General features: G+C 67.5%; 18 protein-coding genes. 17 read left to right on the top strand and 1 reads right to left on the bottom strand.

Going from position 1 to position 14194, the window contains the following annotated elements:
* Positions 1 to 70: 70 nt before the first annotated feature.
* Positions 71 to 1783: a hypothetical protein gene (locus ACFQ4E_RS17750; RefSeq protein WP_386805869.1), complete on the bottom strand. Its 1713-nt coding sequence runs from the start codon at positions 1781 to 1783 to the stop codon at positions 71 to 73.
* A gap of 488 nt (positions 1784 to 2271) precedes the next feature.
* Here ACFQ4E_RS17750 and ACFQ4E_RS17745 point away from each other — a divergent pair, with 488 nt between their 5' ends.
* From ACFQ4E_RS17745 to ACFQ4E_RS17665, 17 genes are all read left to right on the top strand, one after another.
* The gene (locus ACFQ4E_RS17745) at positions 2272 to 3396 is read left to right on the top strand and encodes an integrase arm-type DNA-binding domain-containing protein (RefSeq protein WP_386805868.1); all 1125 of its coding nucleotides are present in this window, start codon (positions 2272 to 2274) and stop codon (positions 3394 to 3396) included.
* Positions 3397 to 3411: 15 nt separating this feature from the next.
* On the top strand, positions 3412 to 3732 hold the full coding sequence (locus ACFQ4E_RS17740) for a helix-turn-helix domain-containing protein (protein WP_386805867.1): 321 nt from the start codon (positions 3412 to 3414) through the stop codon (positions 3730 to 3732).
* The gene (locus ACFQ4E_RS17735) at positions 3729 to 4193 is read left to right on the top strand and encodes a hypothetical protein (protein WP_386805866.1); all 465 of its coding nucleotides are present in this window, start codon (positions 3729 to 3731) and stop codon (positions 4191 to 4193) included. Before ACFQ4E_RS17740 ends, ACFQ4E_RS17735 begins: the two co-directional genes overlap by 4 nt.
* Positions 4194 to 4412: 219 nt before the next feature.
* The gene (locus tag ACFQ4E_RS17730) at positions 4413 to 4652 is read left to right on the top strand and encodes a hypothetical protein (protein WP_386805865.1); all 240 of its coding nucleotides are present in this window, start codon (positions 4413 to 4415) and stop codon (positions 4650 to 4652) included.
* A 3-nt stretch (positions 4653 to 4655) separates the two neighbouring features.
* The gene (locus tag ACFQ4E_RS17725; RefSeq protein WP_386805864.1) at positions 4656 to 6896 is read left to right on the top strand and encodes a DUF5906 domain-containing protein; all 2241 of its coding nucleotides are present in this window, start codon (positions 4656 to 4658) and stop codon (positions 6894 to 6896) included.
* A gap of 731 nt (positions 6897 to 7627) precedes the next feature.
* A complete protein-coding gene (locus ACFQ4E_RS17720) occupies positions 7628 to 8041 on the top strand; it encodes a hypothetical protein (protein WP_386805863.1) in 414 nt (137 codons plus the stop codon).
* Entirely contained in the window at positions 8041 to 8703 is a 663-nt protein-coding gene (locus tag ACFQ4E_RS17715) for a hypothetical protein (RefSeq protein WP_386805862.1), read from the top strand. Before ACFQ4E_RS17720 ends, ACFQ4E_RS17715 begins: the two co-directional genes overlap by 1 nt.
* Positions 8696 to 8983, top strand: a complete 288-nt coding sequence (locus tag ACFQ4E_RS17710; protein ID WP_386805861.1) for a hypothetical protein — start codon at positions 8696 to 8698, stop codon at positions 8981 to 8983. Before ACFQ4E_RS17715 ends, ACFQ4E_RS17710 begins: the two co-directional genes overlap by 8 nt.
* Before the next feature lie 181 nt (positions 8984 to 9164).
* On the top strand, positions 9165 to 9335 hold the full coding sequence (locus tag ACFQ4E_RS17705) for a hypothetical protein (protein WP_386805860.1): 171 nt from the start codon (positions 9165 to 9167) through the stop codon (positions 9333 to 9335).
* A complete protein-coding gene (locus ACFQ4E_RS17700) occupies positions 9328 to 9702 on the top strand; it encodes a hypothetical protein (RefSeq protein WP_386805859.1) in 375 nt (124 codons plus the stop codon). Before ACFQ4E_RS17705 ends, ACFQ4E_RS17700 begins: the two co-directional genes overlap by 8 nt.
* Positions 9703 to 9874: 172 nt before the next feature.
* On the top strand, positions 9875 to 10534 hold the full coding sequence (locus ACFQ4E_RS17695) for a hypothetical protein (RefSeq protein WP_386805858.1): 660 nt from the start codon (positions 9875 to 9877) through the stop codon (positions 10532 to 10534).
* The gene (locus ACFQ4E_RS17690) at positions 10531 to 10974 is read left to right on the top strand and encodes a hypothetical protein (RefSeq protein WP_386805857.1); all 444 of its coding nucleotides are present in this window, start codon (positions 10531 to 10533) and stop codon (positions 10972 to 10974) included. The genes ACFQ4E_RS17695 and ACFQ4E_RS17690 overlap by 4 nt, the downstream gene beginning before the upstream one ends.
* Before the next feature lie 195 nt (positions 10975 to 11169).
* Positions 11170 to 11535, top strand: a complete 366-nt coding sequence (locus tag ACFQ4E_RS17685) for a hypothetical protein (RefSeq protein WP_386805856.1) — start codon at positions 11170 to 11172, stop codon at positions 11533 to 11535.
* 58 nt (positions 11536 to 11593) lie between these two features.
* Entirely contained in the window at positions 11594 to 11929 is a 336-nt protein-coding gene (locus ACFQ4E_RS17680; RefSeq protein ID WP_386805855.1) for a hypothetical protein, read from the top strand.
* Positions 11930 to 12212: 283 nt separating this feature from the next.
* Positions 12213 to 12872 (top strand): ImmA/IrrE family metallo-endopeptidase, encoded by a 660-nt coding sequence (locus tag ACFQ4E_RS17675; protein ID WP_386805854.1) that lies wholly within the window; start codon positions 12213 to 12215, stop codon positions 12870 to 12872.
* Between the two features lie 150 nt (positions 12873 to 13022).
* Positions 13023 to 13550, top strand: coding sequence for a hypothetical protein (locus ACFQ4E_RS17670; protein WP_386805853.1), 528 nt, complete (start codon positions 13023 to 13025; stop codon positions 13548 to 13550).
* A gap of 108 nt (positions 13551 to 13658) precedes the next feature.
* A complete protein-coding gene (locus tag ACFQ4E_RS17665; RefSeq protein ID WP_386805852.1) occupies positions 13659 to 14186 on the top strand; it encodes a hypothetical protein in 528 nt (175 codons plus the stop codon).
* Positions 14187 to 14194: the final 8 nt, after the last annotated feature.

Below are 14194 nucleotides of genomic sequence, written 5' to 3'. Positions count from 1 at the left end.
GAATGCTGTCGCCCCTCGAGTTCGAGCGGCAGCAGAAACTGAGGCACGAGGGCGTCTAAGAGACGCGGGGCTATTCATAGAGCTCAGAGAACGTGTCCTTGCTCTTGCCGCGGTTAAGGTCCAGAAACAGGCGCGACTGCTTCTGCCGCCGCCGCATCTCCACGAACTGGAGAAGACCCAGCTCCACGAGCTTCGGGTGCACGGCGATGCGACGTTCCCCGGCGGTGGACTTCACGTGGTTGCCGGTCATGTTGCACACCGTGAAATATGCGATGCCGTTCTCCGACCCGAAATCCTCCGGACCCAGTTGCAGGATTTCCTCGGCGCGACAGCCGGCAAGGCGAGCTATGAGCGGGCCCCAGAACAGCGGGTAATCCTTCTCCTCGCATTGCCCCTGGTAGACCGGAGAAGCGAAGAACTTCTGGATCTTGTCGTCCCAGAGCATGCGCGACCGGTCTTCTTCGTTCGCCTTCAGCGCCTTTTCCTCGTCGTTGGTCCAGAAACAGATTTCGAACGGATTCTCCTCGATAAGCTTCATGGCCTTCAGCATTTTGCCCACCCGGTTCGCCATGCGACCGTGGCGAAGGAAGGTGGCGACACGTAGCCGCGGGATCTTCGCGTCGAGGTCCGCGCGTTCGAGTTCGGCGGGCGTCACCTTGCCTCGTGCGGCAAGAGCTTCCTTTGCCGCGATCGCCATGGCCAGTTCCTGCTCGTCGGCACGCTCGACGAGATCGCGGACACCTTGCGTATTGAGAAGATTTTTTTTCTTGCCGTGGTATTTGGGGATACGGCGAATGACATTCAGGACGCCGTCGACCTCGGTCCAGTCGATCTGGTGGAACGGCTGGTTGCCCAAGACATCGACCCAGATATCGCGGGCTTTCCTGGCGTTACCCCTCGAGGACCGAACCCAGTTTGCACCCTTGTCCGGAAAGCGCTTCTGCCGGGACTCGAAGAGATCTCCGTATCCGAGTTCCTTGAGCTCGAAATAGACATCGAATGCTTCTCTGAATTCGATATTGGGGCCTTTTGCCAAGGCCGCGCGCGCCTTGTCGGAGAGAAGCGATTGATCGATTAGGATCCGGGGCTCTTCGCGCGGCATGGCGGGAGCCTTCGGGGCCGATTCAGGCGACGCCACGGGAGGAATTAATGCGTGATTTTGGGACAACGGTGGGTGGGACCTATTGGGCTCCGCGATGGGCGCTGCGTTCTCTGGCTCGTCGCGGCTCGTCTCGGTCTGGTTCTGAATATGACAGGTCACCTCTGTTTCGGTTGGTGTGGTGGCAGACGGCGTGAACGGCACAGCCATGGAACTCACGGCCGTGGCGTCGGGTGCCTGGACAGCCAGGGCGGCGTCATAGAATTGGGAGGCAGTTCTGGGCAGGGCGGCAGCGTGGGACGCTGACCGGTTCGCCATGACCGACCGAAATATCGTGGTCGCTTCATCGTAGGTACCAACCTCGCGCCGCTCCCGCTCCCGCGACACGTCCAGCTTGACACGCAGAGCCTCGAAAGCGAGGGCACGCCAGTCCGAGCTGGTCTCGTCGAGGGTCATGCCGAGGCGGCGCGCCATCTCGCGCAGAGGGTTCGTGACCGGTGCCCGGTCGCCGAGCGCGAGGGCACGCCGCAGCATGTCTTGGGTCGCGCGCTCGGTCTGCGCCGCGAAATTCGCCGCGGCCTCCGAGCGGGGTTCTGTGCGGGCGCGCGCGGCTTCGTGGGCCGCGATCTGGAATCGGGCCAGTTCGCTCAGCAGGCTCACATGTTCCGCGCTCAGATGCTGCACCGGTGTCTCCTTCGTCAGCGCGAAGGCAGACAGAGTGAGAACTTTTGATCAGGGTTCGATATCTCGACCCAGGCTCTCGGCAGGCGCCGACGGAACAAGAAGCCAGAGGGGCGTTTTTCGAGGTGGGGGGGTGTGCGACTCCGGCCATGGCAGGTGCTCCGAAACGGTTTCCAGGGCATCCGGGAGTCGCGATCCGTGCACCGGTTCGGGCACGCGTTTGTGCACCTATTTGTGCACGTGCACGCGCACCTCCGACTCCAGTCGGGACTCAATCAATGAAATCAACCGCTTAGGGGATTTTTGGCTCCGGCGGTAGGGATCGAACCTACGACCAATTGATTAACAGTCTGAAGTTGTGAGCAAAATTGGGCTCACCGACGCTCATTCAGGGCGTACGGTCCCTTGAAAACAAGGCAACATTCTCCCGGTAGCACCATCCTGGTTCATCAGGATCAACCGCAAACGCTGTACTCGGGACTGTACTTTCCATGGCCATCTTCAAGTTCACCGAGGCCCGCCTCAGGGACCTCCCGCTCGGTTCGGGCATCCACCGCGACACCGAGGTCAAGGGCCTCATGTGCATCGCCCACAAGACCACCAAGACCTTCGCCGTGCAGGGCGACGTCCGCAGGGACAAGCGCCTCGTCCGCTCCGTGCGGGTCAAGATCGGCCGCGTGGACCTGGTGCGCCTGGCCGAGGCCAGGAACGAGGCCCGTAGGCTCATGGCCACGATCCAGTCGGGCGTGGACCCGACCGCGGGGCCGGAGTCCACCGGCATCACGCTGGAGCAGGCGTTGAGGGAGCACCTGCGCGAGAGGGACCTGTCCGACGCCACGGTCAGGAACTACCAGTACCACATGGACAACTACCTCGGGCGTCTCCGGCGCCGGGCGGTGGCCGACATCACGCGCCAGGACTGCCGGGAGCTCATGGAGCAGCTTACCAGGCGCCACGGCAAGACCACGGGCGCGTCGGTGATGCGCACCGTCCGAGCGCTCGTGAACACGGCCCGGAGGCACGACGAGACGATTGGGGCCAACCCGGTGGACGCCATCCGCGTGCCCGCCACGCCGAAGCGGGAGGTTGGCGAGCTGGACGTGGCAGGCTTCTGGACCACCACCGAGGCCATGTCGCCGGTCATGCGGGACCTCCAGCGGGCGTTCCTGCTGACCGGGGCGAGGCGGACCTCGCTGCTGGGCGTGAGGCGCGCCGACTTCGACGCCGGTCGGGGCGTCCTGACCTTCACCCACATGAAGACCGGCGGGTCGTGGTCCTTCCCGACTGGGCGCTGGCTGACCGCGACGTTGGCCGCGAGGATGGAGGAGGACGGGCCGCTGAGCTCGCCCTGGCTCTGGCCCTCGCCGGGCGCCGCCTCCGGCCACGTGGCCGAGCCGAAGCGGGGCGGGGTGCCCCCGCCGCACGCGCTCCGCCACCACTGCCGCACGATGATGATCGCTGCCGGCGTCCCGTACGCCGAGGGCGCCCTCCTGCTCGGCCAGCGGCTCCCCGGCGCCAGCGGAGGCTACGTCCACCAGACGCACCTGGTCGAGGCGCTGCGCCCGCACGCCCAGGCGCTGGAGGACCTGGTGCTGGCGAGGGCGGGCGCCGCGTAGCGTAGACCGGGGGCCGTGAGCGTTGCGCGGACGGGCGCAGGACAGTTCTCAACCGAAAGACGTTGGCATATCAATCCGTTGCAAGGTGATAACCTCAGATCATCGCCGTCCACCCGGACGCCCGCCGACGAAGGGGTAACCACCGTGACCGAACCGACGACCTTCTCCAGCCCGTGGCTCACGCCGGCCGACGCAGCGGCCTACCTGCGCGTGTCGAACGGGACCCTCGCAAACTGGCGCAGCAGGGGGGAGGGCCCCCGATACCGCGCCGTGGGCCGGGTCGTCCGGTACCACAGGGACGACCTCGACGCCTTCATGGTGGAGGGCGCGGCGTGACGACGGTCTGGACCCTCCAGCAGCGACGCGATCCTGACCCCGACTACTCGAACGAGGAGGTGCGGGCGGGGCTCGCCGAGCGTCTACTGGACAATGTGCCGGAGCTGATCGCGATGGACGCGGCCGACGGCGTCGTCGAGGCGTGCTACAGGGTCGGCTTCAACGCCTTCGACTGCGCGACCCTGCGACTGCTCGCCAAGCGGACGGGGGAGTTCCCGCTGTCGATCGAGCGGCGGGAGGCGACGGCCACGACGCGCCCGGAGTACACCGTCAGGCTGGGTACGGCGTCGGACGCCCTGCGGACGTCGCGGACCGAGAACCCGGACTTCTGGGAGGACGAGGCGCTGGTCGAGGAGGCCGCGCGCCGGGCGCCGAGGGAGTGGGCAAGGATCGAGGCCGAAGTGCAGCGGGAGGTTCGCCGCATCGAGCGCGCCCATCGCAGAGCGAGGGCAGACGTCTGAGGCCTCCTAACGGGCGGTGAACGCACCGGTCTCCCCGACGACTCGTTTGTTTCCGGCCGCCACCGTCGCCCGGTACTCTGCCAGCAATTGGACCGCGGGCGACCCACGTTGGCATACGTCGGCGCGTCGTCGCGACAGTGTTCGTCGAGAGCAAGCCGGCCGCAAGGACCGCCTCCCGCGGCCGGCTCCGTGATCCGCCCTCTTGGAAAGGAAGACCCTGTGACTGACCCCGAGTATGCCGCGCCGAAGGCCCCCTCCGTACCCTCGTTCGCCGACCTCCTGACGCCGAGGCAGGCGAGCGAGATGACCGGCCACCCCGAGACGGTGCTCGCCGTCTACCGATCCCGCCGGAACTCCGGCCGCTGGCCGAACGCCGGCCCCGAGTTCGTCAAGGTGGGCCGCGAGGTGTTCTACCCACGGGACGCCGTCCGGGCGTACCTCGCGGGCAAGCGGGGCTGAGCCATGACCGGACTATCTAAGGAGGCCCGGATCGGCCTGCGCTCGCTCCACTCCGCCTGCCGAGGGGCCGGGATAGAGCCCGCGTACGTCCTGCTGAAGGGCAAGGACGCTTTTCAGAAGGAGTGGCCGAAGCTGCGCCCGACGCTCGCCGAGGTGCTGGAACACCTGGGCCGCTCGGCGGACAACTCGGTCGGCCTGCAGCCCGCATCCCTGGACTGCGTGGTGCTGGACTGTGACCACGGCGACGGGCCGGAGGTCGCGGTCGAGTGGGCCGGTGACGCACACGCCGTCACCACCCCCTCATCATCCGGCAGCGCCCACAAGGGCCACGTCTGGGTCCGCTGCGACGCCGCCGACGCCGTGGGCAACTGGAAGTTCCGGGTGCAGGACCCGATCGAGGGCGAGGCGGAGGGCGAGCTCAGGACGCGCGGCGGCCAGGTGCGGTTGAACCCGCAGTCGGTCAGGCTGCTCGCCAGCGCCGTCGAGGAGGGCAGGCTGCGCGACGGTCGCCGGCTGTCGCCGGTGGCCTTCGCCGGCATCAGGACGAGCGGGGGCGCTGCGGACGCATCCGGCGTGGCCTTGGACTGGGACGACGGCGCAGAGGCGGACTTCGACGATCTGCCAGAGCGCCTGCGTGATCGCATCCTGGAGCCCGTCGGTACAGGCGAACGGTCGGAGGCCGTCGCTTCCCTGGTCTGGCAGCTCCTCGCACACGGCCTGTCGGCCGCCTCGGCGCTCTCGATGCTCGTCGAGCACTGCGGCTTCGCCGTCGAGAAGTACGGCGACAGGCTGGAGGCCCAGGTCGAGAAGATCGCCCGTGACTACCTCGCCACCCGTGTGACCGGGATAGCCCAGGACTTCGACGACGTGATCGAGGCCGCCGACCTGCCGGAGGGCGCGCGGCCCGACGGCGGCGGGAACCCCCTGACCCGCGTGGTGCGGGAGATGAACGAGCGGTTCTGCGCCGTCCTCGACGGCGGCCAGTTCCAGGTCTTCATGGAGGAGCCCGACCCGATCTTCGAGGGGCGCACCGCCTGGACCAGGATGAGCCGCGAGGCGTTCCGGCACTACTTCGAGGACGAGACCCTCGCCCAGGTGGGCGAGAAGAAGCGGATCAGCAAGGCGGACCTTTGGCTGTCGAGCCCGCACCGCCGCAAGTACCCGGGCATCGTGATGGACCCTCAGGGCCTGCCGCACAACGAGGGCAAGCTGAACCTCTGGAAGGGGTGGGCCGTCGAGCCCGCGCCTGGCGACTGGTCGATGATGCGCGAGCTGATCGGGGAGGTCCTCTGCGACGGCGACGCGGCCTCGGAGGACTACGTGCTCCGCTGGATCGCCTACATGCTCCAGAGGCCCTGGGAGACGCCCGAGGTCGCCATCGCGTTCCGCGGCGAGGAGGGCACCGGCAAGGGCACCCTGGGCAGGGCGCTCATGCGCATCGCCGGCCAGCACGGTCTGACGGTCTCGCACCGCTCGCAGTTCGCGGGGCGCTTCAACTCACACCTCCGCAACTGCGTGTTCCTGTTTGCCGACGAGGCCGTCTGGCCGGGGGACAAGGAGGGCGAGGGCGTTCTCAAGCAGCTCGTGACCGAGCCGATCCTGTCCTACGAGGCAAAGGGGCGGGACATCACCCAGGGCCGCAACATGGTGCACATGATGCTGGCGTCGAACGAGGAGTGGATCGTGCCGGCGGGACCCGAGGCGAGGCGCTTCTTCGTCTCGGACGTGTCGGACAGGCGACGCCAGGACCACGAGTACTTCGGCAGGCTCGCGCGGCAGATGGACCAAGGCGGCCTCGCCGGCATGGCCCACGACCTGCTGGCGCTGGACCTGCGCGGCTGGCGGCCCTCGATGGAGATACCGCAGACCCGGGCGCTGGCCGACCAGAAGCTGAGGAGCATGAAGCCCGCCGCTCGCTTCTGGTTCGAGCTGCTGGGTTCGGGCGAGCTGCCGGTCGGCTTCGACGCCGAGGGCAACGAGATCGACTGGCGCACGGGCGCCGTGGTGCTCGGCCCGCAGGAGAAGGACGCGACGGTCGAGGCGTTCGACGGCTTCCTCCGCCGCAACCAGCTACGCAGCGAGAGGGCCACGCACAGGGCCCTGGTTAGAGAGGGGAAGCGGCTCGTGGGTCTGACCACCGGCAAGCGGGAGGGCGGCGCGGAACGCACCTGGAACCTGCCCGCCCTCGACGACGCCAGGGCCAAGTTCGAGGCACGCTCCGGCGCCTCCGAGCTTTTCGACTGACGGGCGTGGGGGCCGCGCGCCGTGGCGGTCCAATCCTGCCATCGGGCTTACTTTCTCGGCGTGTTCGACCTGATCGAGCACCTGACCTCACGCCTGTGTGAGGTCCTGGGGCCACCCCTCAGGACGCTTCGGACGCTTGCGGAATGTAAGCGTCTTGGGTTAAGCGCATGTTTCGGAAGCGAAAAAGACGCTAGGACGCAAGGACGCTTAGGTTCTGGTTTCGTGGCTTTTTGCGGCTCGCCCTGGTCTCTCCCTTCGCCGAATTCGGTGCGGCTCGTCTGGTCGTCCAGAAAGCCGAAAAGCAATATTAAGTGTCTTAAGTGTCCTAGTGTCATTTAGATAATAAAAACAATAAGATACGGAAGGACGCTTTCAGGACGCTATGACGCTTAGGCCGAACGGAGGCCCAGCCCCCTTCGTGTCCCGACCTCACGCCAGTGAGAGGTGGGCCCGCTCTCACGTGAGTTCGCTGGCGTACGTCGCCAACGGGACATGGCATCGTGACCTCGAACAGTGAGGCGAGAGCCGCCCGGAAAACCTAGACGCCCACCCGACTGCCCGCCGAAGGGTGGCCCTCCGATCGTGGATCAAGGGGTCAGACAGCGGGATGGGCAATCGCGTCATGGGCCTAGGGGGTGCTTGTCCTCGTCGAACACAGTACCGGAAACAGCGTGAGGCCGCCGATGCCCTACCTACCCACCTCGCCGAGCGGTCGGCCATACCTCCGTCCGATGAGCTTGGCCGTCGCCCGCATGTGGGTCGCCAGCTACAACAGGGCCGTCGAGCGGGTGAACCAGCGATGCCGCGCCGGCACGTCCGACGGACTGCCCCTGGAATGGGAGGCAGGCGGTCTCGTGATGGACAGCGCGGTCCCGAAGTCCTGCCTGGCCTTCAGTCTGCCGGGTAGAGGGCAGTGGATCGGCTACATCTGCCCGTCGAAGCGGTTCAAACCCCTGGGCGGGATGCCAATCCGGCTGGGTCAACGGTACGCAATCAAGGGCTTGCCGCTGGGGCAGTGCTACGGCCACCAGCCCTTCGCCCTCGACGCCCTGGGCGTCCGGTGGGCCGGGTGGCGCGCACCCCGCAGCCAGTGGGATGGCGTCGAGCCCGAGCCGCTGGACTTCCAGATCGAGGAGTTCCTCTGATGAGCATCATGCGGATGAACAGGATCAGGCCGGCGCCCGACCCGCACAGGCGGAGCCAGTTGGCCCCGGTCGTGGCCCAGGTGTACGGCGAGAAGGGCGACGAGTTCCTAGGCTACCTCAGGCAGTTCGGGCACGTCACCTACGCCGCCAACATGACCGGCCTGACCCGGCGCACCTTCTACGACCGCAGGGCCAAGAACCCCGACTTCGCAGAGGCGTGGGACGACGCGGTCGCGGCCTTCGAGGAGGAGCTGACACACCGCGTGGTCCAGACGGCCCTGGAGATGGGGACCGGCAGGTGGGTCCCCGTGATCGACCCGGCGACCGGCGAGCCCGCACTGGACGACGACTTCGAGGTGGTCCACCGCTTCGAGACCAGCCATGTGGACGCCCGCGTGCTGACCAAGCTCCTGGCCCTGCGAATGAGCTCGGCCGACGGCCCGGCCCAGACCAACATCCAGGTTAACAACCAGACGACCGTCCACAACGAGCTGCCCAGGAGGCCGAGGCTCGTCGGGGGAGGAGCGACCGTAGACGGTCGCCCAGGGTCCATACGGAGCCCCCTGGGCGCCTCCAAGGCCTCGGGAGCGCATCCGGGCGTCGAGGACGCCGAACTGGTCCAGGGGCGACCCCAGGAGACCGGGGGACGGACCGATGACTGACGGCGCGGTGCACGTCACGATCGTCAGGGCCGGGGGCGTGGCCACGGTCAAGTTCGCGGACGGCTACGAGACGATGCGGGTGGCCCTCGGGTACCTGCACGACCCCGGCGACGGCCTGGTCGCCGAGATGGGCGAGGGACGCGAGCCGGTGCCGTGGCAGTCGGCCCGGGTGCGCGACGAGGCGGCCTTCTCGGTGGAGACGCGGCTGGACCTGGACGACGAGACGCGCAGGCGCCTGCTGGAGTGGATCGCCGCCACGCCGTACTTCGAGGACGCCTGAGGGGTCGCGACCGAGGCCCGCCCTGTGCCCGGTGCTGTGCTCGCCCTCCTCGAACGAGGCGAAGCCCCTGATCCGGCTCGCCTTCCCGTCGCCGTACCCACTGATCCCGTGTCTGTCGTTGGCTTACTCGCCCGCCCACTTGCGACATCGTGCCCGCGTACACCCTCACAGGAGAAGCCCGATGCAGGAAGACACCCCGATGCGCGTGGTTACCCGGGAGCGCCAGCAGCTCGCCGACATGGACCGACAGTACAACGAGCTGAACGAGCGGGCCGAGGAGCTCTGGGGCCTCATGGAAGGGAAGCGCGCCCGCCTCGCCGAGATGGGCCACCCGGTCTCGCTGGATGACTGACCCGTCGCCCCCGCTCCCGCGGCTGCCGAAGCACCTGTTCCAGGCCACCCAGGCCGAGGCAGACGCGCTGGTGGCCGAGGCGGCCAAGGACGACCGCTTCCGCCCGCTGCCCGAGCTGCCGAGGGGGAACAACGCCGTCAGGATGATCGTGGGCATGTGGTACTGCCACGGCTCTCTGGCACTCCCGCGAGGCTGGGTCCGGGCCGTGATGCTCGCCTGCCGGTCCGCCGGGGCGCCGCACCCCGACCAGCGGTGCCTCCGCTGGTACCGCTCGAAGCTGCGCGACGCCCCGGTCTACTTCGCCGGGATGCGGGGCGTGCCGAGCGACCTGATCCTCCTCCTGGAGCAGGACGTCGACGCGGGCTGACCAGCATTCGCCGCCGGTAGATCACACGCTGGTCCCCCGCGCCGACCGGACGCGGCAAGCTGTGGTCGTGTCGGTTGGGCATGGGCCTCCTTCTCCCGGCACACGGCGGCCGGTCCTTTTCGACGGGGGACCGGCCGCCACTCCCGACACGAGCGGAGGCCGAGGATCGCACATGAAGAAAGACGAGATCGAGACCCGGATCGCCGAGCTCCGCGACGACCGCGAGCAGCTGGCCGACGAGCTGGACAAGGCCCGCGAGGAGGCCAAGCAGGCCGTCATCCTCGGGAAGAAACCCGACAACGCGGCGGTGGCCATCTCGACCCGCATCGCCGTAATCGACGACGCCCTCGCCGAGCTGAACGACCGCCTGGGCGCCGCGGCCGGTTCCGCCGAGCGGCGCGCCCGGACGGTGCGAGCGGAGAACGCCCTCCAGACCACGGCCGAACGTTCCAAGTTGGCCGTGGCCGTGGACCGGGCGCTGACCGCACTCGCCGAGGCGTGGCCTGCGTACCAGGAGGCCCTTCGCAAGGATCTCGGCTCGGTGTCGGCCGCGAACGGCGACGTCGGCCCGGTCGAGCGAGGCCTCGTCGCGAACCGTCAGAACGAGGTCTTGGTCCGCTCGCTGGTGAGCGCCGGCGGGATGGGACTCGCCCGGGCACTCGGCGTCGAGACGGCGATCCGCGAGCGCCACGCCATCAGCCTCGCGGCCGCCGAGGAGAGGGTAGCGGAGAGCCTTCGGACGGAGGTGCTGCGTATCAGGGCCTCGTCCCCGCAACCCTACGTCTCGGCCGAGGCCCGCGCCGAACTCGAACAGATGGAGAAGTCGGCATGAGCAGAGACGGACAGCGCCACGTCGATGAACTGAGGCGGCTCCAGGACCGCAAGAAGGAACTGGAGGATGCCCTCGGCCGTCTGGCGCGCGACGAGGCCGACGCCGAGGAAGTGATGGAGCTCGCCAAGGAGGTTGAGCTCCTCGAACAACAGGTCGCCACCGCCCGCGCGGCCGCACAATCACTGGAGAACGACATGACCAAGACACACGACGTGCGGAAGGCCGCCGCGGCGAACCGGCTCCTGGCCGAGGCGAACCTGGACGCGCTGGCCAAGAGCATCCAGCGGCCCGGCGAGAGCTTCCACAAGGCCTACGACCGGGCGCTGGACACCGACATGGGCCGGGCGCTGATGCGGACCCGCGACGACGCCCAGGAGCTGGAGCGCGGCGGGGTGACGAGCATGGAGCTCGACGAGGCCCGCAAGAACCTGGTTCGCTGACGGCCTGAAAGGCGGACGACCGAAGGGGCCCGCGTCTCCATCCGAGGCGCGGGCCTTCCCTGTTGTTCGGTGTGTCTTCCGGGCCACACCATTATTTGCGCCTCCCCCTCCAAACGTTGGGTTACCCGCCCGAGCCCGTCTGCGATCCTCCTTCCACGGTCCCTGAGACCGGTTTCATCGAGAAGGAGCGCCGACATGGCCACCAAGACAGAACTGAAGATCGACGGCGAGACAACCGCGGACGGCGCCGAGGTCGCCGAACGCTACCGCGCCCTGGAAAAAGACGACCGGGTGGAGGTCCGCATTCGCCTGCCGCGTTCCGCTCTGGAGAACGCCGCCACCGCCCGCCTGCGCGAATACGTCAACATGCCTGATGGCGACCTCGCCCTGGTCGGCGCGGTCCCGTTCCTCATGCGGGACTACGGCCACTGGTACGACGGCCAGCTGGTCGGCGACGCGCTGGTGACAGCCTACGGCGGCCGGAGCCGCGACGAGCTGAGGGCGGCTCGTGCGCAGGTCATGGACTGGTTCGACGCCGAGATCAGGGTCGCGAACTGCTGACCACCAATCCACCCACATTGCGAACCCCGAAAGGGGCAATTCGATCAAGGAGAGACTCATGAAGATCGAGAACTTTCAAGTCAACGACGACCCCGGCTCCGCTCGGGTCCGGTTCACCTACAGCGTGCCGAGGGACGAACTGTTCCTCCCTTATGACAACGGGGGCCGGATGGCGGAGCACGAGGAGGACGACATGGAGGACGTCTACCTCTCAGAGATGCTCCATCACATTCTCCTGAACCACGGCCACCGGCTGCGTGCCGCCATCTTCGATCCGCTCATGGAGGGGATGCTCGAACCCGGCGAGGACGCGATGGACCCTGCACTGGTGGAGGAGCTCCGCGTCGACTTCGACTCAGCCCTGCGCGCCCGCCTCTCGCCCGCAGCGGTCTGATGCAATGAAGGCTTTACTCGCCCGGCTCACCGCCGGGCGGGTGGCTCATCTTTTGGCACGTATCGCGGATACGATTGATATTGCCTTGGCGGCATGTCCTCGCAACGAAAACCGAGGCCGAACGCATTCGTTCGCCCTCGGTCAGTAGTCTTCGGCAGCTCCGTCCCTCGTTGGAGACGGGAGAAACCTGCCCCCCGCTGCTCCGCGCACGCCTCAGGCGTACTGGATCAGCTTCCAGGTCACCGCCTTGCCCGAATAGGGCGGCATGCGGTTGCCCCGGGCGATGGGCGCGATCGCCGTCGACGGCAGGATGGGTGAGGAGCGGAAGCGATACACAATCGGCCACGAGATCGGACACTACGTTAACCCCATGCATCGTGCCAGCAGCCCCGAAGGCTTCAAGTGCACACGCAAGGACATGCTGACCGATGACGCCAAGCCCGGCGACAGGCACGCCAAGATGGAGGCCGAGGCCAACCAGTTCGCAGCGGAACTGCTGATGCCGGACGCTTGGGTCCGGCGCTTCTTGAGGTCAAAGGCCGGACTGGACCTGCAACACATCTTCGACATGGCCGCGCTATTCGAGGTGAGCAAGGAAGCCGCGGCGAGGCGCTACCTCTCCTTTGCCGCTGAACCGGCCGCCGTCGTGTTTTCCCACGATGGGAAAATTCGCTACGTGAAGAAGACGGACGACTTCCCGCGCTTGTCCGTCTGGAACGGACAGCCCATGCCCGCGGACTGCTACTCGCTCACAAACAACAAGGGGCAAGGAGAGATCACGGACGTCGTGGAGGCTGTGGGCCACCACTGGCTTGATACATCCTGCGGCCTGTCGCTGGGCGAACAGACGGTTGCTCAGGCGAAGGGCTTCCGAATGACGCTGCTCACAGTCGAGTTCGAGCAAGAGGAAGACGGGTGGGAGGCCCCGCGCTTTCGTCGGTAGGCCGCTTTTGGCCGAATTGCCAGCCGTTTTCAACTCCCGAAGCAGAACGTTACTGGGCTTGGCCCGGAACCGGGCTCGCAGGGTTCCCGCATCACGACAGGATACTCCCATAAAGCGGGCGATGGTCGCTCGCAGTATGGGAGACCATCCATGACCAAGACCACCTACGTCGCCACCGCCCCCGACGGCTCGCAGCACACCCGCAAGACCGACCGGACCTACACCCATGCCGTCCTGCTCGAAGGCAAGGAGGGATGGGGTGCGGTCGGCTTCTGCGGCCGTCCCGACCTGGCCGAGAAGAAGCGCGGAGAGCATCCCGGATCGATCGTGGTCGAGTGTGGCGTCCTCGGTGACCGTGCGGCTGACGTGCCCGAGGCGGAGGCCACCGAGAAAGCCGAGTCGACCGCGCCGGACGCTGACGAAGTGCCCGAGCGCGAGCAGACCGTGGACGAAAAGATCGCGGCGGCCAAGGTGCACGGCCCCGAGCCGACGCGGACAATCGGCTCGCTGGTGCAGGAGCTTCTGATGGACCCCGACCTCGGCTACCTCGCCATCGTGGATCGGGTCGTGGCCGAGTTCCCCGATGCCAAGACCTCGGTTCGCAGCGTGGCTAGCGTTGCCGCGGCCATGCGTAAGCGCGGCGTGGACGTGCCGATGCGCCGAAGGTCGAAGGGCTAACCCACTGACGTGGCGAGGCGATCCCGTCTCGCCGCTTGATGCAGGGCCCTACTGCGGCTAGGCTCAACTCCGGGTGGAGTGGGTTCGGCCGCAGGAGGGCCCTTTCGTATGAAAAAGCCGGAGGGCATAGGGGGCACCGCCATGCGGCTCCTTAGGTTGGGAGCGACTAACAAGGAGGCGCTCGAGGGGGTCCTCCGGGTGCATCCCGAAGCGCGCACCACCATGAAGTCCATTCGCTGGTACCGGAATCGCCTGCTGAACGACTTCGACGCGCCGCGCGCCAGCGACGCGCCCGGTCTGCCGCCCGACAAGATGCCGCCGAAGCCAGCCGCTCCTACGCCGCGCAGAGCATCGTCGCCAGAACCTGGGCGTGGCGACGTCCGCACGGTCGCCCTCGCCCTCGTTCGGGACCTGGTCCGCCGGTGGCGGACGAACGAGCAGGTGCTGTCGACCGTCCTGGAGGCGTACCCGGGTGCGCGAGTGACGGGTGAGGACGTCCGAACCGTGCGAGCCGAACTGAGGCGGGCGGGCGAGTACGTCCCGACGTCCGCGGAGGCACGCAGGTTCCTAGTCGGCGAGGCGCGTCCGACCGATCCCACTCCGCCGGCGTCCGTCCTGCGCGAAGCGCGGGGCTGATTCGATGC

The sequence above is a fragment of the Litorisediminicola beolgyonensis genome, from assembly GCF_042679605.1.
Lineage (GTDB): Bacteria > Pseudomonadota > Alphaproteobacteria > Rhodobacterales > Rhodobacteraceae > Litorisediminicola > Litorisediminicola beolgyonensis.
This window is presented reverse-complemented; position numbering and strand designations above follow the sequence as displayed.